Origin of the sequence: Citrobacter sp. BIDMC107 (assembly GCF_001037575.1) — a bacterium.
Classification (GTDB): domain Bacteria; phylum Pseudomonadota; class Gammaproteobacteria; order Enterobacterales; family Enterobacteriaceae; genus Citrobacter; species Citrobacter freundii.
In genome coordinates this window covers 86,874-112,239 of the sequence record NZ_KQ089848.1, presented here as the reverse complement: position 1 = coordinate 112,239, position 25,366 = coordinate 86,874, and the positions used below count along the sequence as shown (strand labels likewise).

At 50.9% G+C, this 25,366-nt stretch carries 25 protein-coding genes; 13 read left to right on the top strand and 12 right to left on the bottom strand.

Annotation, left to right across the window (positions count from 1 at the left end):
* The first annotated feature begins 14 nt into the window (after positions 1-14).
* From SK39_RS00515 to SK39_RS00505, 3 genes are all read left to right on the top strand, one after another.
* Positions 15-737 (top strand): response regulator transcription factor, encoded by a 723-nt coding sequence (locus tag SK39_RS00515; protein ID WP_003028928.1) that lies wholly within the window; start codon positions 15-17, stop codon positions 735-737.
* Complete coding sequence (locus tag SK39_RS00510; RefSeq protein WP_048216482.1) at positions 734-2,224, top strand: sensor histidine kinase; 1,491 nt, start codon at positions 734-736, stop codon at positions 2,222-2,224. Before SK39_RS00515 ends, SK39_RS00510 begins: the two co-directional genes overlap by 4 nt.
* A 143-nt stretch (positions 2,225-2,367) precedes the next feature.
* Positions 2,368-3,057: a CPBP family intramembrane glutamic endopeptidase gene (locus tag SK39_RS00505; RefSeq protein ID WP_003028926.1), complete on the top strand. Its 690-nt coding sequence runs from the start codon at positions 2,368-2,370 to the stop codon at positions 3,055-3,057.
* 30 nt (positions 3,058-3,087) lie between these two features.
* Here SK39_RS00505 and SK39_RS00500 read toward each other — a convergent pair whose 3' ends face one another.
* Complete coding sequence (locus SK39_RS00500) at positions 3,088-4,341, bottom strand: MFS transporter (RefSeq protein WP_003836350.1); 1,254 nt, start codon at positions 4,339-4,341, stop codon at positions 3,088-3,090.
* Positions 4,342-4,448: 107 nt separating this feature from the next.
* On the opposite strand from SK39_RS00500, the gene SK39_RS00495 reads away from it, so the two are divergent.
* The 3 genes from SK39_RS00495 (at position 4,449) to bioD (ending at position 7,517) form a co-directional block, all read left to right on the top strand.
* Positions 4,449-5,357, top strand: a complete 909-nt coding sequence (locus tag SK39_RS00495; protein ID WP_003836337.1) for a LysR family transcriptional regulator — start codon at positions 4,449-4,451, stop codon at positions 5,355-5,357.
* Positions 5,358-5,475: 118 nt separating this feature from the next.
* On the top strand, positions 5,476-6,696 hold the full coding sequence (gene mlc, locus SK39_RS00490) for a sugar metabolism global transcriptional regulator Mlc (protein ID WP_003028923.1): 1,221 nt from the start codon (positions 5,476-5,478) through the stop codon (positions 6,694-6,696).
* A gap of 125 nt (positions 6,697-6,821) precedes the next feature.
* Positions 6,822-7,517: a dethiobiotin synthase gene (gene bioD, locus SK39_RS00485; protein WP_003028922.1), complete on the top strand. Its 696-nt coding sequence runs from the start codon at positions 6,822-6,824 to the stop codon at positions 7,515-7,517.
* Here bioD and clcB read toward each other — a convergent pair.
* The 6 genes from clcB to SK39_RS00455 form a co-directional block, all read right to left on the bottom strand.
* A complete protein-coding gene (gene clcB, locus SK39_RS00480) occupies positions 7,473-8,762 on the bottom strand; it encodes a voltage-gated ClC-type chloride channel ClcB (RefSeq protein WP_048217384.1) in 1,290 nt (429 codons plus the stop codon). The genes bioD and clcB overlap by 45 nt on opposite strands.
* A 119-nt stretch (positions 8,763-8,881) precedes the next feature.
* Positions 8,882-9,496, bottom strand: a complete 615-nt coding sequence (gene dmsD / locus SK39_RS00475; RefSeq protein ID WP_003028918.1) for a Tat proofreading chaperone DmsD — start codon at positions 9,494-9,496, stop codon at positions 8,882-8,884.
* Positions 9,497-9,538: 42 nt separating this feature from the next.
* A complete protein-coding gene (locus tag SK39_RS00470) occupies positions 9,539-10,393 on the bottom strand; it encodes a dimethyl sulfoxide reductase anchor subunit family protein (RefSeq protein ID WP_048216481.1) in 855 nt (284 codons plus the stop codon).
* A 1-nt stretch (position 10,394) separates the two neighbouring features.
* Positions 10,395-11,012, bottom strand: coding sequence for a DMSO/selenate family reductase complex B subunit (locus tag SK39_RS00465; RefSeq protein ID WP_048216480.1), 618 nt, complete (start codon positions 11,010-11,012; stop codon positions 10,395-10,397).
* Positions 11,013-11,022: 10 nt separating this feature from the next.
* Positions 11,023-13,461: a selenate/tellurate reductase subunit YnfE gene (gene ynfE / locus SK39_RS00460; RefSeq protein ID WP_048216479.1), complete on the bottom strand. Its 2,439-nt coding sequence runs from the start codon at positions 13,459-13,461 to the stop codon at positions 11,023-11,025.
* Between the two features lie 148 nt (positions 13,462-13,609).
* A complete protein-coding gene (locus tag SK39_RS00455) occupies positions 13,610-13,918 on the bottom strand; it encodes a DUF1161 domain-containing protein (protein WP_096890173.1) in 309 nt (102 codons plus the stop codon).
* Between the two features lie 102 nt (positions 13,919-14,020).
* On the opposite strand from SK39_RS00455, the gene SK39_RS00450 reads away from it, so the two are divergent.
* Positions 14,021-14,731 (top strand): YnfC family lipoprotein, encoded by a 711-nt coding sequence (locus SK39_RS00450; protein WP_080971890.1) that lies wholly within the window; start codon positions 14,021-14,023, stop codon positions 14,729-14,731.
* 7 nt (positions 14,732-14,738) lie between these two features.
* Here the strand turns inward: SK39_RS00450 and speG are convergent, their stop codons facing one another.
* Both speG and SK39_RS00440 read right to left on the bottom strand, forming a co-directional pair.
* Positions 14,739-15,299 carry a spermidine N1-acetyltransferase gene (gene speG, locus SK39_RS00445; RefSeq protein ID WP_003032379.1) on the bottom strand — a complete coding sequence of 187 codons (561 nt, stop codon included), beginning with the start codon at positions 15,297-15,299 and terminating at the stop codon, positions 14,739-14,741.
* 35 nt (positions 15,300-15,334) lie between these two features.
* Positions 15,335-15,676 carry a DUF1283 family protein gene (locus SK39_RS00440; protein ID WP_003032382.1) on the bottom strand — a complete coding sequence of 114 codons (342 nt, stop codon included), beginning with the start codon at positions 15,674-15,676 and terminating at the stop codon, positions 15,335-15,337.
* 153 nt (positions 15,677-15,829) lie between these two features.
* Between SK39_RS00440 and SK39_RS00435 the strand changes: the two genes are divergently transcribed.
* The 4 genes from SK39_RS00435 to SK39_RS00420 all read left to right on the top strand — a co-directional run bounded on the left by SK39_RS00435 (position 15,830) and on the right by SK39_RS00420 (position 20,504).
* A complete protein-coding gene (locus SK39_RS00435; protein WP_003032384.1) occupies positions 15,830-16,156 on the top strand; it encodes a YnfA family protein in 327 nt (108 codons plus the stop codon).
* Positions 16,157-16,264: 108 nt separating this feature from the next.
* Positions 16,265-17,479 carry a starvation-sensing protein RspA gene (gene rspA / locus SK39_RS00430; protein WP_003032386.1) on the top strand — a complete coding sequence of 405 codons (1,215 nt, stop codon included), beginning with the start codon at positions 16,265-16,267 and terminating at the stop codon, positions 17,477-17,479.
* Positions 17,480-17,539: 60 nt separating this feature from the next.
* Positions 17,540-18,874, top strand: a complete 1,335-nt coding sequence (locus SK39_RS00425; RefSeq protein ID WP_003836325.1) for an MFS transporter — start codon at positions 17,540-17,542, stop codon at positions 18,872-18,874.
* A 163-nt stretch (positions 18,875-19,037) separates the two neighbouring features.
* Positions 19,038-20,504: a mannitol dehydrogenase family protein gene (locus SK39_RS00420; protein ID WP_016150223.1), complete on the top strand. Its 1,467-nt coding sequence runs from the start codon at positions 19,038-19,040 to the stop codon at positions 20,502-20,504.
* Between the two features lie 75 nt (positions 20,505-20,579).
* On the opposite strand, the gene ydfZ is transcribed toward SK39_RS00420, so the two are convergent.
* The 3 genes from ydfZ to ydfG form a co-directional block, all read right to left on the bottom strand.
* Positions 20,580-20,783, bottom strand: a complete 204-nt coding sequence (ydfZ, locus tag SK39_RS00415; RefSeq protein WP_003032393.1) for a putative selenium delivery protein YdfZ — start codon at positions 20,781-20,783, stop codon at positions 20,580-20,582.
* A gap of 191 nt (positions 20,784-20,974) precedes the next feature.
* Positions 20,975-21,661, bottom strand: a complete 687-nt coding sequence (locus SK39_RS00410; protein ID WP_003032396.1) for a GntR family transcriptional regulator — start codon at positions 21,659-21,661, stop codon at positions 20,975-20,977.
* A gap of 86 nt (positions 21,662-21,747) precedes the next feature.
* The gene (ydfG, locus tag SK39_RS00405; RefSeq protein ID WP_003032398.1) at positions 21,748-22,494 is read right to left on the bottom strand and encodes a bifunctional NADP-dependent 3-hydroxy acid dehydrogenase/3-hydroxypropionate dehydrogenase YdfG; all 747 of its coding nucleotides are present in this window, start codon (positions 22,492-22,494) and stop codon (positions 21,748-21,750) included.
* 137 nt (positions 22,495-22,631) lie between these two features.
* Between ydfG and dcp the strand changes: the two genes are divergently transcribed.
* Both dcp and SK39_RS00395 read left to right on the top strand, forming a co-directional pair.
* The gene (gene dcp / locus SK39_RS00400) at positions 22,632-24,677 is read left to right on the top strand and encodes a peptidyl-dipeptidase Dcp (RefSeq protein ID WP_016150224.1); all 2,046 of its coding nucleotides are present in this window, start codon (positions 22,632-22,634) and stop codon (positions 24,675-24,677) included.
* A gap of 288 nt (positions 24,678-24,965) precedes the next feature.
* Entirely contained in the window at positions 24,966-25,184 is a 219-nt protein-coding gene (locus tag SK39_RS00395) for a hypothetical protein (RefSeq protein WP_003836310.1), read from the top strand.
* Positions 25,185-25,366 lie beyond the last annotated feature (182 nt).

Genomic DNA, 25,366 nt, shown 5'->3' with positions numbered 1-25,366 from the left:
GGGGGATGACACTGATGGCAGGCGCGAAAAAGATATTTTTGGTGGAAGATGACAGCGATATTGCCTCACTTTTGCAGCTTAGCCTGAAGGATGAGGGTTACGAGATAGTTCATGAAGCGGACGGCACGCGAGCGCTTGAACAACTGGAGAAACACGTTTGGGATGCCGTTATCCTCGATTTGATGCTGCCAGGTGTCGACGGGCTGGAGATTTGTCGTCGCATTCGCCAAATGAGTTTTTATTTGCCCGTTATTATTATCAGCGCCCGGACCAGCGAAACGCACCGTGTATTGGGGTTGGAAATGGGGGCCGATGATTATCTGGCCAAGCCTTTCTCGGTGCTGGAGTTGATGGCTCGGGTGAAGGCGTTGTTTCGCCGTCAGGAAGCGATGAGTCAGAACCTGCGTATGGAGGCGGGGATTATCACCGTTCATGGCGTAGAGATTGACCCTTTAGCCCGGGAAGTTCGGCTGCATGGTAAATCCCTTGATTTGACACCGCGAGAATTCGATCTGCTCTATTTTTTCGCCCGTCATCCAGGCGAGGTCTTTTCGCGCCAGGCGCTGTTAGATCAGGTGTGGGGCTACCAGCATGAAGGGTATGAGCATACGGTGAACAGTCATATTAATCGTCTGCGGACCAAAATTGAAAAGGATGCTGCGGAGCCGGAAATTATTCTCACGGTTTGGGGACGAGGCTATAAGCTTGCTGCGGTTAATGCGGAGCATCAGCCATGATTTATCGCCTGTCGCTGAGCCAGCGTCTGACTCTGGTCTTTACCGCCATTATGCTGATTTGTGCGGTTGCCGTCAGTGCTGTCCAGGTTCGCAGTAGCAAACAATATGGCGACGCGATGGTGCAAAGGCTCTCGCTGGAGCTGGCGAGCAAGATTGTCAAAAGTGAGTCGCTTATTGATGCCAGCGGGCAGGTTAATCGGCAGACCTTAAAAGGATTGTTTAATCACCTGATGACGCTCAACCCCAGCGTGGAGCTGTATCTGGTTTCACCATCAGGTGAAATACTCGCTGATGCCGCACCGCCGGGGCATGTCCAGCGGCAGAAAATTAGCGTGCAGCCGATTCAGGATTTCCTTAACTCAGAGGCGTTGCCCGTATATGGCAACGATCCGCGCAGCAGCCAGCAAAAGGTATTCAGCGCCGCGCCGGTTTTATATAACGGTGAGCTGCATGGCTATTTGTACATTATTCTGCAGGGCGAAGATCTGAATATGTTGGCGAATACCGCCTGGCAAAAAACGCTCTGGAATACCGTGGCCTGGACGTTAATACTGGTTTTATTAGCCGGCGGAATTGCAGGTTTTCTGGTGTGGCGATGGGTGACGAATCCAGTGAAAAGGTTGACTGGGCAGGTGGTCAAACTGGAACAGGACAGCATTAGCGTCATCAAACAGCTGGCGCAAAAAAATTCCGATCCGGCCCCGGCAAATGAAATTGCGTTGCTGAACAATGCGTTTATCGAGTTAGCGCAGAAAATTGCGCAGCAGTGGGATCTATTAGCGGACAGCGATCGTCAGCGCAGAGAGTTTATAGCCAATATTTCGCACGATTTACGCACGCCGCTGACTTCATTGCTGGGGTATCTGGAAATGCTGTCGCTGAAAGCCGATACGATGACGCCGGAGGAAAACCGGCATTATCTTAGTATCGCGCTGCGCCAGGGACATAAAGTTCGTCATCTGTCACAACAGCTGTTTGAGCTGGCAAGACTGGAGCATGGCGGTATAAAACCGCAGCGTGAACGTTTTGCTATTGGTGAATTGATCCAGGATGTGGCACAGAAATTTGATCTCCCTGTTGCCACGCGTCATTTGCAGTTGCACCTTGACGTAATGGGGCCGTTACCGCTGGTGAATGCCGATTTATCAATGATAGAAAGAGTTGTGACGAATCTGCTGGATAACGCTATCCGTCATACGCCTGACGGAGGTGAAGTGCGGCTAAAAGTCTGGCGTGATGCAGACCGTTTATTAGCCGAAGTGCAGGACAGCGGGCCTGGGGTAGAAGAAGCTGTGCGAGAAGTATTGTTTCAGCGCCCGACCGCGTTAGTTCCCCGTGAGCAGAGGGCTGAGCGCGGCGGCCTGGGCTTACTGATCGTGCGTAGAATGCTCGAGCTGCATGGAGGGGATATCAGCCTGGTTAGCTCAACGGCAGGGGCCTGCTTCCGTTTTTCGTTGCCGCTGGCGGATTCTCCCCTGAGTAGTTGACGGTGAAGTTCCGGAGTAAAGAGGGTTTTGGCATTGCCCCAATGGGCATTGCGTAAAAGTTGGTAGGTTGTCAGTGATAATGAGAATTTTTATCATGTATCGGTAATTCATCAACTTATCTTCGATGAGCGCAAGGAGATTGTATGTCACAGGATGCCGACAACCTGTATATCGCCAGGACCAAAGCAGTAGCTGGCTGCTTTTCAATGTTTTTACTGATGTTTGGCCTCACGTTTACCCCGTTGTTTTTCCCCGCGAGTCAGGACCTGCTTGCCAAAGGGCTACTTTTCCCGCTGTTGTTTGCATTGGAATTTGTTGTGCTGGTTCCGCTGTATTACTTCTTCTTCAGAAAAAGAGAGGGGCTGGGCAAAGGCATTTTCAACGCCAGGTGGTTTACCATTTTGTTTGCGGCGCTGCTGTTTATTCAGCTTATCCTGCCATTGATTTTGGGTCTCAGACAAACCGAAGCGTGGGTGACCAGCCAAATATCTTTAAGTAGTTACGCATTGTGGTTATCTACGTTGACTCTGATATTTATTGCGCCAGTTTATGAAGAAATTGTTTTCAGAGGCTGTTTATTCAACGCGTTCCAGTACTGGTTCAATAATAAAACCTGGCTGTCGTCAGTGGTGGTATCGGTCATTTTTGCCATCATGCATACGCAGTATGTGGATCTACGGACGTTGCTGATGTTGTTTCTTGTGTCGCAGGTTTTGATCATCGCCAGACTGAAAAGCAACGGCCTGTTGATGCCGATCATGCTGCATATAGTGATGAACGGGACGGTTATTGCTCTGCAAATGGGAGCCCAGACGTTACTACCTGATTCATAAAGGCGATGCCCGGAATCCGGGCATCGGGGATTATACGTGCAGACGATGGTGCAAACGTGCGCCGACCAGCAACGCCAGCACCAGCATCAGGGCGATAAATCCGCCCACGCCGTTCCAGCCGTAGCTGTGCCAGAATACGCCGCCGAGCGTACCGGCAATACTGGATCCCAGATAATAGCTGAACAGATACAGGGAAGAAGCCTGGCCTTTAGCGCGTTTTGCCCGTGGTCCAATCCAGCTGCTTGCAACGGAGTGCGCGGCAAAAAAACCGGCTGAAAAGAGCAGCATCCCGGCGAAGATCAGCCATAGCGATGTGAACAGGGTCATCAACAGTCCAACCAGCATCACGCCAGTTGAAAAGAGCATTACCGGGCCACGGCCATAACGAGTGGTCATAGAACCTGCTTTTGGCGAACTCCAGGTCCCGGTCAGATACGCCACAGATAACAGACCGACAACCGCCTGGCTGAGTTCCCACGGAGAGAGCATCAGGCGGTAGCCGATGTAATTAAACAGCGTGACAAATGATCCCATCAGTAAAAATCCTTCCGCAAACAGCAGCGGCAAGCCTCTGTCGCGCCAGTGCAAGCGGAAGTTGATAAACAACGTTTTCGGGCGCAGCGACGTTGGTCTGAAATGACGAGATTCCGGCAGGATTTTCCAGAACATCAGCGCAGAGGCAAGGGCAAAACAGCCGATCGCCGCCAGCGCGATACGCCAGTTAAAAAAGTCGGTAAACACGCCACTGATCAAGCGACCACTCATACCGCCAATCGAGTTACCGCTGATATACAAGCCCATTGAAAAGGCGACGAAACTGGGATGAATCTCTTCACTCAGATAGGTCATCCCTACCGCCGCGACTCCGCTCAGTGAAAGACCTATCAGCGCCCGCATGATTAAAATACCGTGCCAGCTGGTCATCATTGTTGAAAGGAGCGTACAACAAGAGGCGAGCAGCAGCGCGGTAACCATCACCGGCTTGCGGCCAATAGCATCTGAAAGTGGGCCGGTAAACAGTAACCCTATCGCCAGCATCGCCGTTGAAATGGAGAGTGAAATACTACTGCTGGCAGGAGAGACACCAAACTCGTGCGAAAGCACAGGGAGTATGGGTTGTACACAATAGAGGAGGGCAAAAGTCGCCAGTCCGGCGGAAAACAGCGCCAGCGTGACGCGCATAAATGGGGATGTTCCGCGTTTGATAAAACCATCCGGCGGGGTAACTATCTGTTCATCAATATCGCTTGTTGGCGCGGTATCGACAGTTGTTGTACGGCTCACTTGAAATCCTTGCTCATCCAATTACGTCTACAGGACCAGCCTTAAGAGTATGAAAATCACAATATTCTGTCTAATATATTAATAATCTCAAATAATACTTTAAAAATATGAATATCGAACTGCGTCATTTACGTTACTTTGTGGCCGTTGCCGAAGAGTTGCATTTTGGTCGGGCGGCAGCGCGATTAAACATTTCGCAACCGCCGCTAAGCCAGCAGATCCAGATCCTTGAACAGCAGGTTGGCGCCCGGTTACTTGCCCGAACTAACCGTAGCGTGGCGCTGACCTCTGCCGGAAAGCAGTTTCTGGCAGACAGTCGGCAGATCCTCGGGCTGGTTAATGAAGCCGCCGCCAGGGCTGAGCGTTTGCATTTGGGAGAAGCAGGGGAATTGCGTATCGGCTTTACGTCGTCGGCGCCGTTTATCAAAGCCGTTTCAGATACGTTATCTCTGTTTCGTCAAAGCTACCCGGCAGTGCATATGCAAACCCGCGAAATGAACACACGTGAGCAAATTGCCCCGCTCAATGAAGGGACGCTGGATTTGGGACTTCTGCGCAATACGCAGCTTCCGGAAACACTGGAGCGTGAAATCATTCTGCATGAACCACTGATGGCGATGATCCCACGCGCGCATCCGTTGGCGCAAAAACCTGTGGTCACGTTGGCCGAGCTGGCGAATGAGCCATTTGTCTTTTTTGACCCCCATGTGGGGACAGGGTTGTATGACGATATTCTTGGCCTGATGCGTCGCTATGGACTAAAACCGACGATTGCGCAGGAGGTTGGCGAAGCGATGACTATCATCGGGCTGGTGGCTGCAGGATTAGGGGTTTCTATACTTCCTGCTTCTTTTAAACGGGTGCAGCTATATGAAATGTGTTGGATCCCGATAGCGGAAGAAGATGCTGTCTCGGAAATGTGGTTAGTGTGGCCAAAGCATCATGAGCAAAGTCACGCCGCGCAACGCTTTCGTGAGCAGCTGCTGGCGGCCGTTCAGGCGATTAATTTAGTTTAAAAATGAGTGAAAATGTGCAGTAAATCACAAGGCTAAGTAAAAAGTTGACGGGAACCATTGAAGTGCTTCACCATAGCCCGCAGATTATTTCGGAGCGCGAAAATAAAGGGAGTAAGTGGTGGTTGCTGATAGTCAGCCTGGGCATATCGATCAAATTAAGCAGACCAATGCTGGCGCGGTTTATCGCCTGATTGATCAGCTGGGTCCGGTATCGCGTATTGATCTCTCTCGCCTGGCGCAATTGGCGCCTGCCAGTATTACTAAAATTGTCCGCGAAATGCTCGAAGCGCACCTTGTGCAAGAGCTGGAAATCAAGGAAGCGGGCAGCCGTGGGCGTCCGGCAGTTGGGCTGGTTGTTGAAACGGAAGCCTGGCACTATTTATCCATCCGTATCAGTCGCGGCGAGATCTTTCTGGCACTGCGCGATCTTAGCAGCAAACTGGTGGTAGAAGATTGTCTTGAAATGGAGCTGGTCAGTGAAACACCGCTTCTGGAACGTGTTATTACCCAGGTCGACCAGTTTTTCATCCGCCATCAACAAAAGCTGGAACGCTTAACCTCCATCGCCATCACCTTACCCGGCATTATTGATACTGAAAACGGTATCGTGCATCGCATGCCATTTTACGAAGATGTCAAAGAGATGCCGCTGGGCCAGGCGCTTGAGAACCATACTGGCGTACCGGTCTATATTCAGCATGATATTAGCGCCTGGACCATGGCTGAGGCGCTTTTCGGCGCATCGCGTGGTGCGCGCGACGTCATTCAGGTGGTGATCGATCATAACGTGGGTGCCGGGGTAATCACTGACGGTCATTTACTGCATGCAGGCAGCAGTAGCCTGGTGGAAATTGGCCATACGCAGGTGGATCCGTACGGTAAACGCTGCTACTGCGGTAACCATGGTTGTCTGGAAACGATCGCCAGCGTCGACAGCGTGCTCGAACTGGCGCAGGTGCGCTTGAAGCAGTCAATGAGTTCTTCTTTACACGGGCAACCGCTGACGGTAGACGCACTGTGTCTGGCGGCAATGCAGGGTGATTTATTGGCGAAAGATATCATTAGCGGCGTCGGGACCCACGTCGGCAGAATTCTTGCCATCATGGTGAATTTGTTCAACCCGCAAAAGATATTGATTGGGTCTCCGCTCAGTAAAGCGGCAGATATCTTGTTCCCCACCATCGCTGACAGCATTCGTCAGCAGGCACTTCCGGCTTACAGTCAGCATATAGTCGTTGAAAGTACGCAGTTTACCAATCAGGGGACGATGGCGGGGGCGGCGCTCGTTAAGGACGCGATGTATAACGGTTCTTTGTTGATTCGTCTATTACAGGGTTAACATTTTTTAACTGTTGTACGAAAAATTGCGCTATCTCAAGCTGATCCTGGTCGTCATACCTTAGACTTTCTCCACTGTTTTATTTTCCTGACTTATATTTTCAAAGCATAACGGTGGAGTTAGTGATGCTGAAGCGTTTCTTTATTACAGGTACAGACACTTCTGTTGGGAAGACCGTGGTTTCCCGCGCATTACTACAAGCGTTAGCGTCAGGGGGTAAAAGCGTTGCGGGTTACAAACCTGTAGCCAAAGGTAGCAAAGAGACGCCCGAAGGTCTGCGCAACAAAGATGCGCTGGTGCTGCAAAGCGTGTCCACTATCGAACTGCCTTACGAAGCGGTCAACCCGATTGCGCTCAGCGAAGACGAAAGTAGCGTAGCGCATAGTGGTCCGGTCAATTACACCCTGTTATCCAACGGTCTCGCAAGCCTCAGCGAAAAAGTCGATCACGTTGTCGTGGAAGGCACCGGAGGCTGGCGTAGCTTGATGAACGATCTGCGTCCGTTATCGGAATGGGTGGTGCAGGAACAACTGCCGGTGCTGATGGTTGTGGGTATCCAGGAAGGCTGTATTAATCATGCTATCCTCACCGCACAGGCGATTGCCAGCGACGGACTGCCGCTGATTGGCTGGGTCGCGAACCGAATCAACCCGGGGCTGGCGCATTATGCGGAAATCATTGATGTGCTGGGTAAAAAATTACCTGCCCCGCTTATCGGTGAACTGCCTTATCTGCCTCGTGCAGAGCAGCGTGAGCTGTCGCAGTACATCCGTCTGTCAATGCTCGGCAGCGTGCTGTCGGTAGATAGAGTCGTGGCGTAACGTACGCGACAGCACCGACGCCAGGACACAGGCAATCAGTAATCCGGGGAGCAGGCGATACTCCCCGGTCATTTCACAAACCATCAAGGTCGACATTATTGGTGCATGCGTGGTAGCAGCCAGTAGTGTGGCCATCCCCGTTAAGCCCAGCAAAATAGCAATTTCATCCGAGCCCGGAAGCCATAATCCCCATACCTGACCCAGCAGCATGCCCACCGACAAGCCGACAAACAGCGTTGGCGTAAACACGCCACCTGGCGCACCGGATCCACTGCTGGCAAGCACCGCCAGTAATTTGCAGATAAAAATCCCGCTAACTACGGCCAGCAGCGGTGGCGAAAGTAAATATGACTGCACCACGCTGTAGCCATTACCCCAGACCGCAGGCGTGAGCAATGAAAGCAGGCCAACGATCAACCCACCAAGCGCCAGTTGCCACGGCGGCGAGAGTTTTAAGCGCAAAAAACCATTATGACTGGCGGTCATCAGCCACATGAAGAGCGGTCCGCAGATGCCAGCAGCCAAACCGGTGCTGACAATCATAACGTATTCCAGAGTATGCAATTCCCGAGACAGGTGAACGGTATACAGCAGCGCATTGCTGTCGCTAAGCAGATTGGTGGTGAGTAATGCGACTACGGCGGACACCACTACCGGTCCCAGTGATGCGAGGATCAGCGTGCCAAACAACACTTCGGCAATAAATAAACTGCCCGCCAGCGGGGCATGATAGGCTCCGGCCATACCCGCTGCGGCGCCGCAGGCAATCCATAACTTCCATTCTGTACGTGGGGTAAAGCGTTGAGCAAAGCAGGAAGCCGCCAGCGCCGCCAGTAAAATCATGGCACCTTCGCGTCCGATAGCGCTCCCGCTGGCGACAACCAGTAACGAGGCCAGCGATTTCACCAGGCTTGCACTGACGTCAAATTGTCCGTCGGTTTGTAGAGCTTCCATATAATCAGTGGGAGCCTGTGGGCGTAAACGGTTAAATTTTTGCCAGCCCCACAGTAGTAATCCAGCCGCCAGACCGCCGAGTGCAGGTGTCAGCATACGCCTTAAAGGCGAAAGGTTTGTCGCAGCGTTGACCAGACTCCCCGTGTTATTGCTCAGAAACAACCATTCGAGAAGCAGCATGGCATGACGAAATCCTGCGACGGCCAGCGCAGCAAGGACGCCAATCAACGCGGCGATCAGCAGACGGCGGAACATGGCGTGCAGGTCAGGATAAGCATGTAAATGATGCATGTGTGGCCAGAGAGGAAGTTTCAGACGTTTTATTTTGCGGCTATTTGACAACAGAAGCAAAAGCTCAGCGTGCGCAACATGATGCACCACAGGCAGTATGCATCCTGCCTGTGACGAAATTAACGAAACAAAGGCTTATCGGCTACCGGGATCAATAACTGTGATTGCCACTGTGCCAGCGTCAGACGCGCCAGCTCACCCAGCGCCTGGTAGAAAGGGTGATCGGCTTTTTCGATAAACACATTAAGGAAGCGCGATGACCATGGGAACAGATGCCAGGCCAGCAGCTGTTCGCACTCGGTGTGGCGTTCGTTCTCAGCAAGCCAGGCCGTCAGCAACAGTAGTGAACCAAAGTGATCTTCCGGCTCATTTTGCTGCATAGCAAACTGGATACCGTTGTCACGCATCCACTGACGCAGAGCCAGCGTGGAGTCGCCAAACAACACGTTTTCACGATCCAGCCAGACGGATCCCCAGGGCGGAGAAGGGAGCGCATAAGGGCCAACAAACAGACGTTGCCAGGCCTGCGGGAGAGACTCATCGGCCTCAGCCTGAAACTGTGCAACTAACGGCGAAAGCGTTGTCTTTTCAAGCGGCCACTGCGCCTGCCAACCATCGTTGCTTAACGCACTGACCAGTGCCGAAGCTTCGGCACTGTCTGGGGCATAGTAAAACAGCGCGCCGAGCACACGCGCTGCGGTGGAAAAGTTGTCACGTTGTGAAAAATGGGTCATGCAAACAATCCTGAACAGTGCGGGTTGCCCCGCACCCGAAAATTAACCTGCGACAGCCATTCCGACTGTCATATGTAAACCGTAAAACAAGCCGCGGCCAATGATTTCACCGGCGAGGAGGGACACTAAGCCCAGCGCCAGTCCGCCGACGGACGGTTCTTTGCGACGGACAAGCGGGCATATCCAGCAGCCCAGCCCCGCAACCAGCAGGAGGATGCGCCAGACCTGCAGGCTTGCGTAGTCGGGCACCAGCGCGCCAGCGTTTTGTACCGAACTGTGGATTTCGCCGAGCGACAGTCCCTGCAGCACAACAACAGCCACGGTCACCAGCAGGGCCAGCACGCTGATACCGGCGAATTTGGCAGGGCTGCAGGAAACACCCGCAGCCCGCAGCAGCAGGGCGGCAAACAGCGGTCCACTGAGCAGCATCGTCATGAAAAACGCCAGTGTAGTATAGCCATTATACCAGGTTGGGACGGTGTCTATCTGGTAGACGTTGGTCATCGCATAGACAAATACCAGGCCCAGCAACATGCTCAACAGCAGCCAGATTTTACCTAACGTTGCGGGCATTTTACCGAGAAACGCCACCAGCCACCACAGGCCACCGACGGCGAAAAACAGCGAACCGCTGGCAATTTCGTTACTCAGCGCCGATGCGCCAATTCTGTTCAGCGAGTTAAATGCGCGCAGCGGCGAACCTAAATGCATGACCGAGGCGAGAAAGGCGATGCCCATCACCAGCCACAGAAAAAACATGCTGCGAACGATACGTTGTTTTACCAGCTCGTCTTTAGCGGTTAGCCAGCCGTAGCCACTTACGATCAGCGCCCCGGCTACGCACTGGCCCAGCACCGTAAACAGGACCAGCGGCCATTCATGCCATCCATTTCCCATTTTACACCTCCTTTGGATTAGCCAGAAAACCCGTGGTATCCCCGGTCGGGCGGCAATTGGCGTTTGGTTTGATCACAATACTCGGTCTGGTGAAGTGCGCACCCGGCAGCGGGGCGACGGCTACCAGATCACCATGTTTTTTGCGCAGCTCATCAATGGGACCGAAGTCCAGCGCACGCAGCGGACAGGACTCGACGCAGACAGGCTTTTTGCCGTCTGCCACGCGGTCATGACAGCCATCGCACTTGGTCATATGCCCTTTGGCGGCATTGTACTGCGGTGCGCCGTACGGACAGGCCATGTGGCAGTAACGACAGCCAATACACACATCTTCATCAACGACCACAAAACCATCATCACGTTTATGCATAGCCCCGCTGGGGCAAACCTTGGTACAGGCCGGATCTTCACAGTGGTTACAGGCAATGGAGAGGTAGTAGGCGAAAACGTTCTGTCGCCAGACGCCGTTGTCTTCCTGCCAGTCACCTCCGGCGTATTCGTAAATCCGGCGGAAACTGACGTCGGGGGTGAGATCCTTGTAGTCTTTGCAGGCCAGTTCGCAGGTTTTGCATCCGGTGCAACGACTGGAATCAATAAAAAATCCATACTGAGTTGTCATGGGTTAGTCCTTAAACCTTCTCGATCTCGACCAGATTAGTGTGCTGTGGGTTGCCTTTTGCCAGCGGTGAAGGGCGCTGTGTTGTCAGCGTATTGACGCAGGCGCCATGATCAATTTTGTCGCCTGTCATATCGGCATCGTGCCATGCACCCTGGCCCATTGCGCTGACGCCGGGCAGGATCCGCGGCGTCACTTTGGCCGCAATACGTACTTCACCGCGGTCGTTAAAGACCCGCACCATATCGCCATTTGCAATACCACGCTTTTGGGCATCGACAGGGTTGATCCACACTTCCTGACGGCAGGACGCCTGCAGAACATCGATATTGCCGTAGCTGGAGTGCGTACGGGATTTGTAATGGAAGCCAAACAACTGCAGCGGAAATGCGCTGCGTTTCGGATCATCCCACCCTTCAAACGTAGAGGCGTAGACGGGAAGCGGGCTAATTACTTCGTCCTTTTGCAACTCCCTGGTGTTGGCTATTTTCGCCAGTCGACTGGAATAAATTTCAATCTTTCCGGACGGTGTTTTGAGCGGATTGGCCTGCGGATCGTCGCGGAATTTTTTATAAGCGACAAAATGCCCGTTAGGGTCTTTACGTTTATAGATCCCCATTTTTTTCAGCTCGTCATAGGAAGGCAGCGCGGGGTCTTTGGCCAGCATTTTTGCATACAAATACTGGAGCCACTGTTCCTGAGTACGGCCTTCCGTAAAGCGTTGATAGATATCATTGCCAAGGCGTTTGGCGACTTCGCTCATTATCCAGTAGATCGGTTTACGCTCGAACTTCGGTGACGTCGCGGGTTGAATAAAAATGAGGTATCCCATGTTGCCCGCATAGTCGTTAGGAATAATGTCTTCCTGTTCGACGGTCATTAAGTCCGGCAGCAGAATATCGGCATATTTGGCCGAGGATGTCATGAAGTTTTCGATGACCACTATCATTTCGCATTTCGTATCATCCTGAAGGATCTCATGCGTTTTATTGATATCTGAGTGCTGATTAGTAATGGTGTTGCCCGCGTAGTTCCAGATAAATTTAATCGGTACATCGAGCTTATCTTTCCCGCGCACGCCATCGCGGGTTGCGGTCATTTCCGGGCCACGAGCGATGGCGTCGGTCCAGCTAAAGCAGGATATCTGGGTCTTGATGGGATTCTCCGGCAGCGGCATGCGTTCAATCGTGATGGTGTAGGTTGATTCTCGTGCACCGCTATTGCCGCCGTTGATGCCAACGTTGCCGGTCAGGATAGGCAACATCGCGATCGCCCGTGAGGTCAGTTCGCCGTTAGCCTGACGTTGCGGCCCCCAGCCCTGACAAATATATGCCGGTTTTGTGCTGCCGATTTCCCGAGCCAGTTTGATAATGCGATCGGCGGGGATCCCGGTGACATGCGAGGCCCATTGGGGCGTTTTAGCGATACCGTCATCGCCGTTGCCAAGTATATAGGCCTTGTAATGTCCGTTAGCGGGGGCGTCGGCGGGTAGGGTTTTCTCGTCATAACCGATGCAATATGTGTCGAGGAACGCCTGGTCGACAAGATTTTCGTTAATCATAACCCAGGCAAGTCCCGCCACGAGTGCGGCATCGGTTCCCGGACGGATAGGGATCCACTCATCTTCACGACCCGCAGCGGTATCGGTATAGCGCGGATCAATGACGATCATCCGGGCATTAGATCGCTCCCGGGCCTGTTCAAGGAAGTACGTTATTCCGCCGCCGCTCATGCGCGTTTCGGCAGGATTATTGCCAAACATTACTACCAGTTTCGTGTTTTCGATGTCGGATGTGCTGTTGCCGTCATTTGAGCCGTAGGTATAGGGCATTGCTGCCGCGATTTGTGCGGTGCTGTAAGTGCCGTAATGGCTCAGGAAACCGCCATAGCAGTTCATCAGGCGAGCGACCAGCGAGGCATAAGGAGAGGAGCGCGTAATGTTGCCGCCTACAATGCCTGAGGTGTAATTAATATAAACAGCTTCATTACCGTATTTCTCCACGGTATTTTTTAAACTGTCACTGATGGTATCCAGCGCTTCCTGCCAGGTTATACGTTCGAATTTTCCCTCACCACGTTTGCCTACGCGCTTCATCGGATAATTCAGGCGATCCGGATGATTGATCCGTCGGCGGATTGAACGCCCACGCAGACAGGCACGAACCTGGTGCTGACCATAAAGATCGTCTCCGGTCGTATCGGACTCCACCCATACGACTTCGTCATCTTTGACGTGGAGTTGCAGGGCACAACGGCTGCCGCAGTTTACGGAACACGCGCCCCAAACCACTTTCTCTTCAGCCGGTTGTATCGCCTGTTGTACCGCAGCGGCGGCGGTGCGCATTCCAAAAGGTAATGACAGCCCGCCTGCGGCAAGCGCCAGCGAACCGATAGCCGAGGATTTCACTAACGTCCTGCGGCTGATGCCTCCATATTGCTCAGTATCAGACATAACTCACTCCATTATAGTTATCGCTATATATTAATCTCTACAGCGAAATTAATAGCATGCTAATAATGGAGTGAGTTTACCCATTTATGAGTATGTCATCTTAATGCATATCAAACTGGAGTAACCCTCCGCGCACGGAGGGTGAGATTTATTGCGGTTCGGCGACGTGTCCGTCTTGTGCAGATGTGCTATTGGCGGGGGCGTTGCCGCTGTTGGTTCGGGTATAGAGAATTTTGTGCGTATCATTTGCACAATGTCCGACTACCAGTGAGTCAGGTTGATCGGCCTGATCGTTGGGGACAATATTCAGCGTGAAGCTGGATTCAGCAACACCATTATTGATGATGCGCTGTTCGATATCGCTTTTTACGCGTTCGCATGACGCGGGTGCCGCCAGAACCTGCGGGGAAGCGACTACCAACATGATCGCGGCAATTCCTGGTATGTATTTCATCATCAGCTCCTTTATGATCGACTTAAACTAAGATTAGCATTTCTGGTGTAAATAACTGTATTTGCTAATATGATTGAGAATTATCTTCTTATCCCGGTGAAAAATGTGAAGAAACAGACCCTGTTAGGTTTCCTGTGCGTCGTGCTGGTTGGCTGTGATAACGCCAAAGGGCTGGTTTCCTTTACGCCGGAAATGGCCAGTTTTTCCAATGAATTTGATTTCGACCCGCTGCGTGGGCCGGTGAAAGATTTCAGCCAGACGCTGCTCAATGATAAAGGTGAGGTCACTAAGCGTGTCGTTGGTACGCTGTCACAGGAAGGGTGTTTCGATACACTTGAACTGCACGATATTGAAAACAATACCGGTATGGCGCTGGTCCTGGATGCAAACTACTACCGGGATGCCGAAACGCTGGAAAAACGGATCCGTTTACAGGGCAAATGCCAACTGGCGGAACTGCCTGCGGCAGGAGTGGTGTGGGATACCGACGATAACGGTTTTGTCGTTTCTGCCACGGGGAAAGAGATGAAGGTGGAATATCGCTATGATGCGGAAGGCTACCCGCTGGGTAAAACAACCGTCAATAAGGACAATACCTTACAGGTTGATGCCAAACCGTCGGTCGACCCGTTGAAGAAGCTGGATTACACCGCGGTGAGCCTGCTCAACAATCATCCGGTAGGCCACGTCAAACAAACGTGCAAATACGATGAATACGCAAATCCGGTCAACTGCCAGCTCGTTATCGTTGACGAGAGCGTGAAGCCGGCAGTTGAACACCATTACTCAATTGAAAACACCATCGCGTACTATTAGTCAGGCTTTATTGAGCTGTAGGTTGCAGCAGGTTTGGACCTGACGTTTTATGTTCTGCCAGATACTGCTGCTGGAAGATACACATACGGATAGTGTTGCGGTATTGGCCGTTGATAAAGAATTCATGAATCAGCTCGCCTTCGACCATAAAGCCAAGTTTACGGTAGATGTGGATAGCTTTTTCGTTCTCTTTATCAACGATCAGATACAGCTTATATAAATTGAGTACGGTGAAGCCGTAATCCATCGCCAGCTTAGCAGCCCGGGAAGCCAGACCTTTGCCCTGATAATCAGGGGAAATAATGATCTGGAATTCCGCCCGTCGGTGCACATGGTTAATTTCAACCAGTTCCACGAGTCCGGCTTTTTCACCGTCGCATTCCACCACAAAGCGACGTTCGCTTTGGTCGTGAATGTGTTTGTCATACAGGTCTGACAGCTCAACAAACGCTTCGTAAGGTTCTTCAAACCAGTAACGCATTACGCTGGCGTTATTATCAAGCTGATGAACGAATCGTAAATCTTCACGCTCCAGCGGGCGCAACTTAACACTGAGGGCGCTAGTCATATCGTATCCTTTCAATATCCTTCAAAGTGCAATAATTATGGGGCAACGGTGCGGCCAGTACGGCGATCAAGGCAGCGCAGTGTGTTAGGTTCCCAGTACGCATTAATATTAGCGCTCTGTTCGCATTTATCACGGCTATCAAAGGCTGTATCGGCTTTGTCCCACTCTTTCTCTGCACGTTTGTTGACTTTCTGGCGAAGCTGACGCGTATCGTTCCATTGTTCCTTTTCCATTGCTGCTTGTTGACGACTTTGCGCACTGTCCCCGGATTCAATGACCAGTTTACTGGTTTCAGCAAATGCGGAAGAGGTGTACACAGCCGCAGCCAGCGTCAGCATAGCCGTCAGGCACAGGCGTTTGGTCAGTGTAATTTTCATGGCGAATTCCTTTTATGGGAAAGGGTAAAAACGATAAAACAGGGTTAAATTCTACACTATTCCGGTTTGCGGGCATACCCACCCGGTGGATATGGATACGCTAACGAGATTCTGTCGTATCATAGTTAAACCGAAGGTAACTGAATAACATCAATGCTTAAGACCACATTTCTTTTTTTCGTCACCGCGTTATGCGAAATCATTGGCTGCTTTTTACCCTGGCTTTGGCTTAAGCGCGGGGCTACAGCCTGGTTGCTGATACCCGCCGGGATGTCACTGGCTTTATTCGTCTGGTTGCTGACACTCCATCCGGCAGCCAGCGGGCGTGTATACGCAGCCTATGGCGGTGTTTACGTGGTGACCGCGCTGCTATGGCTACGCATTGTCGATGGTGTAAAACTCAGTTTGTATGACTGGTCTGGCGCGCTGGTGGCGTTGTGCGGCATGTTGATCATTGTGGCTGGATGGGGGCGCGCATAGCGCCTTTTTTTGTGATCAAGCAGTGCTTTTTTGATCTTTATACTTGTATGGTAGTAGCTCAGTTGAGTAAATTTCCTGCATCACAAGAACAGATGTAGGGAATAAGAAATGAAGATTGTTGGGGCTGATGTTTTTGTTACCTGTCCTGGGCGTAATTTTGTGACGTTGAAAATTACGACAGAAGATGGGATCACCGGGCTGGGAGATGCCACGTTAAATGGACGCGAGCTGTCCGTGGCGTCGTATCTGAAAGATCATGTGTGTCCGCAGCTTATTGGTCGCGATGCGCATCGTATTGAGGATATCTGGCAGTTTTTCTACAAAGGCGCGTACTGGCGTCGTGGGCCGGTCACCATGTCGGCGATTTCCGCAGTGGATATGGCATTGTGGGACATCAAAGCGAAAGCAGCCAATATGCCGTTGTACCAGTTACTCGGCGGTGCTTCTCGTGAAGGGGTTATGGTCTACTGCCACACCACAGGCCATACCGTTGATGACGTACTGGAAGATTATGCGCGTCATAAAGAAATGGGTTTTAAAGCGATTCGCGTGCAGTGTGGCGTACCGGGCATGAAAACCACTTACGGTATGTCTAAAGGCAAAGGACTGGCCTATGAACCTGCCACTAAAGGGCAATGGCCGGAAGAACAGTTATGGTCAACGGAGAAATATCTCGATTTCACGCCAAAACTGTTTGAAGCCGTGCGCGATAAATTCGGTTTCAACGAACATCTCCTGCACGACATGCATCACCGTCTGACGCCAATTGAAGCGGCCCGTTTTGGCAAAAGCATTGAGCAATATCGTCTGTTCTGGATGGAAGACCCAACCCCAGCTGAAAACCAGGAGTGCTTCCGCCTGATCCGCCAGCATACCGTCACGCCGATTGCGGTAGGGGAAGTGTTCAATAGCATCTGGGACTGCAAACAGCTGATCGAAGAACAATTGATCGACTATATCCGCACCACCATCACCCATGCGGGGGGGATCACCGGTATGCGCCGGATTGCTGATTTCGCGTCGCTGTATCAGGTACGTACCGGTTCACATGGGCCTTCCGATCTATCGCCTGTGTGCATGGCCGCCGCGCTGCATTTTGATCTGTGGGTGCCGAACTTCGGCGTACAGGAATATATGGGCTATTCCGAGCAGATGCTGGAAGTGTTCCCACATAACTGGACATTTGATAACGGCTATATGCACCCAGGAGACAAACCCGGCCTTGGGATCGAGTTTGACGAAAAACTGGCGGCGAAATATCCGTATGACCCTGCATATCTGCCTGTTGCTCGCCTGGAAGATGGCACGCTGTGGAACTGGTAAATATAAATTTTACGTACGAAAGATGTTGATTAACCCAATACCCTACAGAAGGTTAAACTTATGGTTAGTTCAGTCGATATTAAAAACAACGTAGATAATAAGCCCATTATTCGCCGAGTGGCTTCAGCATCCGCAATTGGTACTGCTGCTGAGTATTATGATTTTTTTGCATATGGCACAGCAGCTGTACTCTTTTTTGGCCATTTATTTTTCCCAAGTGATGATCCGTTAATTAGTACACTCGCGGCTTTTGCTACCTATGCTGTTGGTTTCCTCGCAAGACCATTAGGCGGAATTGTCTTTGGACATATTGGCGATAAAGTTGGACGCAAAAAAGCTCTGGTGATTACGATATTAATCGTTGGCTTAGGGACATTCTGTATTGGCTTGTTACCTACATACGAAAAAATAGGTGTATGGGCCCCAGCTTTACTTATTTTTATTCGTGTATTACAAGGCTTTGGTGTTGGAGGTGAACAAGCCGGTGCAGTACTGATGACTGCTGAATACTCTGAACCCAAGCATCGTGGTTTTTTCTCCAGTTGGGTTCAAATCGGCGCTCCGGTTGGCTTCCTTCTGCCTTTGGCACTCTTTGCGTTGTTGAATGCCACGCTTTCTCCAGAGGCAATGATGGATTATGGGTGGCGTATACCGTTCCTGTTAAGCCTGCTACTGGTTATTGTTGGGCTGTTTATCCGCTTAAAAATTGATGAGTCACCAGTCTTTGCTCAGATTAGGGAGACAAAAGCAGAAGAATCGCGACCATTAGTCGAAGTCATTCGTGATTTCCCTGGTATTGTTGTTAAGGGAGTGTGCGCTAAGCTTATTGAAGCTTGCACATTTGCTATGTTTACTGTGATTGTCCTTGCTTACGGTAAAGCAAATAATCTTGATGCAAATATCTTGATGGAGACAATGATTGTCGCAGTGATAATAGAAATTGTTGCCATACCTCTAATGGGATCGCTGTGTGACAGAATTGGGCGTAAACCCGTCTATATTATGGGTGCGCTTCTTCAGGTTGTTATGATTATTCCATTCTTCCTGGCAATTAATCAGGATAATTTCTGGCTAACACAGCTTGTGATGATTCTGGTTCTGAGTTTTGGACATAGTATGTGCTATGCGCCTCAGGCCTCTTATTTCCCGGAGCTTTTCCCTACGCACATTCGCTGTAGCGGTATTGCATTAATTTGGCAGTTAGGATCGCTGATAGGTAGTGGGATCCTGGGGCTGGTGGCTGTGAAGATTCTGCAGGTTACTGGTGGGCATTATTATGGACTGGCAACCTACGTGATTGTACTAGGCGTCATCTCAGTCATTGGTTTGCTAATGATGCCTGAAACCGCGCCGCAGAGACTAAAACGTGAATACCAGCAGTGGCAGAAACACTAATCTTCTTTGGCGGCAGTGTGCCGCCATATTCATCTTTCAGGTGGTATATAGCTTAGATATTGATGTCATACCAATCACAAAAAGCTTAATGCAAATCAAAACATACAACCATACAGGCGTTACTCTGGAACAGTCCTGATTTCATTTATAAGTAGGCCATACCATGCAAAACAAGCTCTTAGCGGCAAAGGCTGCACTTCCTGACTACGATCGTACAAAACTGGTTCCGCGTATTGTTCATCTGGGGTTTGGCGCGTTTCACCGCGCACATCAGGGGGTTTACGCTGACATTTTGGCTGCAGACCACGGCAGTGACTGGGGCTACTGCGAAGTGAATCTGATTGGCGGCGAGCAGCAGATTTTCGATCTGAAACAGCAAGATAATCTGTATACCGTTGCAGAGATGTCTGCTGATGCCTGGACTGCGAGAGTCGTGGGCGTGGTGAAAAATGCATTGCATGCACAGGTTGATGGTCTGGAAAGCGTACTGGCAGCGATGTGTGAACCACAGGTCGCGATCGTTTCCCTGACCATAACGGAGAAAGGATACTGCCATTCTCCGGCGACCGGTGAACTGATGTTAGACAATCCAATGATTGCCGCCGATCTGCAAAACCCAAAACAGCCAAAAACTGCGCCAGGCGTAGTGGTTGAGGCTTTGGCACGCCGCAAAGCGGCAGGTTTAGCCGCCTTTACTGTGATGTCCTGCGACAACATGCCTGAAAACGGTCATGTAATGCGTAATGTTGTCACCGCGTATGCCAGAGCGGTGGATGAAGAACTGGCTGCGTGGATCGAACAACATGTGACGTTCCCGTCGACTATGGTTGACCGAATTGTCCCGGCAGTTACCCCAGAGACTCTGGACAAAATTGAACACATCACTGGCGTACGCGACCCGGCAGGTGTGGCATGTGAGCCTTTCCGTCAGTGGGTTATCGAAGATAACTTTGTTTCCGGTCGCCCTGAATGGGAGAAGGCAGGAGCGGAGCTGGTGGCAGATGTCATTCCGTTTGAAGAGATGAAACTGCGTATGCTCAACGGCAGCCACTCTTTCCTGGCTTATCTTGGTTATCTGGCTGGTTATCAACACATTAATGATTGTATGGACGATGAAAACTATCGTCTTGCTGCTCGTGCGCTGATGTTGCAGGAACAAGCACCCACGCTGAAAGTAAAAGGTGTTGATCTACAGCGTTATGCCGATCTGTTAATTGAGCGTTACAGCAACCCGGCACTGCGTCATCGTACCTGGCAGATCGCTATGGACGGAAGCCAAAAATTGCCGCAGCGTATGCTTGATTCCGTTCGTTGGCACATTGTTAACGGCAGTCACTTTGATTTACTGGCGCTGGGCGTGGCGGGCTGGATGCGCTACGTCGGCGGTGTGGATGAGCAGGGCCAGGCGATTGAAATTAGCGATCCGCTGTTGCCCGTGATCCAGAATGCGGTGCGTAGCAGTAACGAGGGCGAAGAGCGCGTTCAGGCGCTGCTGGCGATTGATGCTATCTTTGGTCGTGAACTGCCGCAGGTTGAATTGTTCAAAAACCAGGTTACACAAGCATATCTTGCTTTACTGGCTGAAGGAGCGAAGGCGACGGTTGCGAAGTATGCAGCAAAACTGAAGTAACGAAGATTATGTTTTATGTCGCCATCTGGCTTTCAACGGGCCAGATGGCGCTGTTTTTTCTGGCATTCACACCAATTAGTTCATGCCTAAACGAATCAGCTCGAGGGGGGCATATTTGCCTTCACACCCTTCGATTTCCACTGTTTTTCCGCGGCGAATCTGCTCAGCGGTCAGGCCATCGGTATCTATCGCTGTAATGCGGCCTGTGAGCCCGGTGTCGCTGATCATGACGCGGCTGCCAGTGGTGATTGCGTTACGGTTACGATCGTATGTTTTCATGGTGTTTTCTCCTTTCCAACTTACCGTCAAAGCCCGTGGGCTTTTAGTCCCACGTAACGGGCGCAATATAAATACGCTTCTCGTTAAGGATTTTTTTTGTTTTCGATCAAAATCACAGCTTTTTTTATGCAGTTATGCAGGAGAGGGGAAAACGCAGGAGAAACTCACCCCGGTGTGAGGCGAGCGTAGTATTAATCTTCGCTGAACCAGTCGCTATTTTCCTGACGAATAAGCTGAACGGACTCACCAATTTCCTGGAGATGGAGCATCATTGCGCGCTCGACCGCATCGCCATCATGCTTCTCAAGGGCGGCAAAGATATCGTGATGCTGGCGTAACAGCATTTCAGGCGGGGAAATATGATCCAGGCTCATATAACGAACGCGGTCAATTGTAGCCTTTATATTCTCAACGGTATCCCAGGCGAGTTGGCACTCGGCGATTAAAGCCAGTTTCTGATGAAACTCATCATCAAGCTGGAAGAAATCATTGATCTGTTTTCGGTCAATTGCTATGCGCTGCTGATGCAAATTTTGTTCAAGCTGATAGCACTGTTGGTCGTTGATCAGCGATGCGGCGCGGCGTACCACGGCGCATTCAATCGCCTGGCGGACAAAACAACCATTTTGCACCTGCGACAGCGAAATCTTGTTCACATAGCTGCCACGCTGTGGGCGGATCTGAATCAGACCGTTTTCTGCCAGTTTGATGAATGCTTCTCGTACCGGCTGGCGTGACACATTAAAGCGTACGGAAACCTCTTTCTCAGACAGCGGTGTACCGGGTGCGATCAGACAATGCACGATATCACGGCGAAGAATACGGTAAATCTGTTGATTTACTGGCTGTGTAGGGTTGAGCTGCGTTTCTACGGTCATTCATTCTTACTTTTTAGAGAGTTAACCCGGATATTTTATCACTTCTTTCAGGCTATCTATACCCGGCGCAAGGCCGGGCAGATAAATTAGCTCCGATGAATACTCAGCCCGGCAAAAGACTGTGTGACAGGCATCATTTCAAGGGTGTTGATATTGACATGAGCCGGTAAAGAAGCCACCCACCATACCGCTTCTGTGACATCTTGCGGGGTCAGCGCCGTGGTATTTTCGTAGGCTTTTTCAGCTTTGGCATCATCACCTTTGAAACGGACATTAGAGAATTCCGTACCGCCAACCAGACCCGGTTCGATGTCGGTAACGCGAATGGCAGTGCCGTGTAAATCAGTACGTAAATTCAGGCTAAACTGGCGAACAAATGCTTTGGTCGCACCGTAGACGTTACCGCCAGCGTATGGCCAACTGCCCGCTGTAGAACCGATATTGATAATATGACCGCGGTTGCGTTCAACCATGCCTGGCAGAACGGCACGGGTCATATAAACCAGCCCCTTGTTGTTGGTGTCGATCATATTTTCCCAGTCTTCAACGCTGGCCTTATGGGCAGGCTCAAGGCCCAGCGCCAGACCTGCGTTGTTGACCAGAACATCAATATTGCGCCATTCAGCAGGGAGGGCGTCCAGCATCTCTTCAATTGATGCACGATTACGTACGTCCAGTTGCGCGGTATAGAGGCGGTCACCCAATTCCTCTTTCAGTTCCTGCAGGCGCTCCTGGCGGCGTCCGGTGGCAATAACTTTATGCCCATTCTCAATAAAACGACGCGTAATGCACTCACCAAAACCTGCGGTTGCTCCGGTTACTAAAACGATCATCTCACTGTTCCTCAACGCTTTTTATGTAGTACTAACATAGCACGTCATTTCCGTTCAGAGCTATTCCTGCGTAACGCGATTGCGGTTGATTCCTGGGAAGTCTACTCTGGTAAACAAATCGTTTTCAGGAGTGAAAAATGTCGTTAACGAATCCTTTTTTACGTCACAGCACGTTGCCGTATCAGGCCCCGCAGTTTGATCAGATAGAGGTGCAGCACTATCGCCCGGCGTTCGATGAAGGCGTGCGGCAAAAACGTGCAGAGATCGAGGCGATTGTGCAAAACCCGCTAGCCCCTGATTTTGCCAATACGTTGCTGGCGCTTGAACAAAGCGGCGCTTTGTTGACACGCGTAACCAGCGTTTTCTTCGCGATGACGGCGGCGCACACCAACGATGAACTACAGCACCTTGACGAAGAGTTTTCCGCGGAACTGGCGAGCCTTGCCAATGATATCTATCTCAATGAAGCACTCTTCTCGCGCGTTGACGCTGTCTGGCAACGGAGAGGTTCTCTGAGGCTGGAAAGCGAATCATTACGCTTGCTGGAGGTCATCCACCAGCGTTTTGTACTGGCCGGCGCATGTCTGAATGAGACTGATAAAGCGAACCTTAAAGCGCTCAATACAGAGTCCGCCACGCTGACCAGCCAGTTTAACCAACGGCTGCTGGCAGCGAACAAGTCTGCTGCTCTGGTGGTGGATGATGCACGTTATCTGGAGGGACTCAGCGCTGAGGAAATTGCCGTTGCCGCTGAAGCTGCAAGGGAGAAAGGGCTCGACGCGCGTTGGGTTATCCCGCTATTGAACACGACTCAGCAACCGGCGCTTGCGGCGTTACGCGATCGCCATACACGTGAAAGTCTGTTCACCCGCGCATGGAAGAGAGCAGAAAACAATGACGCTAACGATACTCGGGCTATTATTCAGCGACTGGTCGAGATCCGGATGCAGCAGGCGAAACTACTCGGTTTTGCCAATTACGCTGCATGGAAAATTGCCGACCAGATGGCAAAAACACCGGAAGCTGCACTGACTTTCATGCGGGCGATTGTTCCTGCCGCGCGAGCTCGGGCATTAGATGAACAGGCCGAAATCCAGAATGTTATCAATCACGAACAGGGGCAATTTAACGTCGAGGCTTGGGACTGGGCATTTTATGCTGAGCAGGTTCGTCGTGAGAAATATGCTCTGGATGAGGCGCAGCTCAAACCTTACTTTGCCCTTGATACGGTGCTGAACGAAGGCGTTTTCTGGACGGCCAATCAACTCTTTGGCATAAAATTTATAGAACGGTTCGACATTCCTGTTTATCACCCGGATGTTAGGGTATGGGAAATATTTGATCACGATGGCGTAGGTCTGGCGTTATTTTACGGCGATTTCTTTGCCCGGGAATCGAAAAGCGGTGGTGCCTGGATGGGCAATTTTGTTGAGCAATCGCAACTCAATGAAACCCGGCCGGTTATTTACAACGTGTGTAATTATCAAAAACCGGCAAAAGGTCAGCCTGCATTGTTATTGTGGGATGATGTTATTACGTTATTTCATGAGTTTGGGCACACGTTGCACGGTCTGTTCGCCACTCAGCGTTACGCCACGCTTTCAGGGACCAACACTCCGCGTGATTTTGTTGAATTTCCTTCGCAGATTAACGAACACTGGGCGAGTCATCCGCAGGTCTTTGCTCGTTTTGCTCGTCATGTTGTTACCGGGGAGCAAATGCCGCAGGCGTTGCGAGATAAAATGCAGCAGGCCAGCCTGTTTAACAAAGGTTACGACATGACCGAACTGCTCAGTGCTGCATTGCTGGATATGCGCTGGCACGGTCTGGAAAATAGCGCGTTATCTCTTTCGGTCGATCAATTTGAACAACAGGCGCTGGCAGCAGAAGGTTTGGATCTCAAGGCCGTGCCACCACGTTATCGCAGCAGTTATTTTGCCCATATCTTCGGCGGCGGTTATGCCGCGGGTTATTACGCCTATCTGTGGACGCAAATGCTGGCCGATGACGGCTATCAGTGGTTTGTAGAGCAGGGCGGATTAACCCGTGAAAACGGGCAGAAATTCCGCGAAGCGATTTTGTCCCGCGGAAATAGCACTGATTTAGCTGAACTCTATCGCCAGTGGAGTGGACGAGAACCACGAATGGAGTCGATGCTGGAACATCGTGGTTTGAGCGCGTAAGGTTTGTTCAGAGGGGGAAAGTCCTCAATTCAGCTTAGTTAAACATAATGATGCCGATAAATTCATCATTGTGATGAAAAGGGAATTATGCAGTAGGCCGGATAGCGAAGCGCCATCCGGCCTACTGCTTACTGTCGCTTCGCGCATCAACAACCGGATGTGATGCCCGTTTATTTGAATTATCTAAGAAAAGAACCCTGCAATTTAACGTCCTTACCGGAAAAAGTTACTTTTACTCTGTGCGACAATCATTGTTCCAAAACGTTGAACTTCATAGAGGTCTTAAACATGCCTGAACGTACAGAACTTGTTGATAAAATCGTCCTTAACAGTCTGCAAACCTACTTTGAGAATTGGCCACTGGCGACAGCAGAGGATATTGTAATTTTTATCCTGACCGTAACAACTCTGACGGTAGCATCACTGACACTGGACATTCATAGCTATAAAAAGCTTAAGGCATACACATCAGCTTTCTTATCGGTTTTTATCTATCCGCGAAAATAAAAGGCTCAATGAACCGCGACCAATTTGAGCCAGGTATGAACTGAGTCGGCGATACTCGCTATGCCGCGACCAGTGGCATAGCGCAATGCTATTGTTAATCGCGGCTTATTAATTACTATTAAAAAATTTACATAAATTTTCTTTTTTATCGTTAAGATAATTCCATCAGAAACGCTCGAACA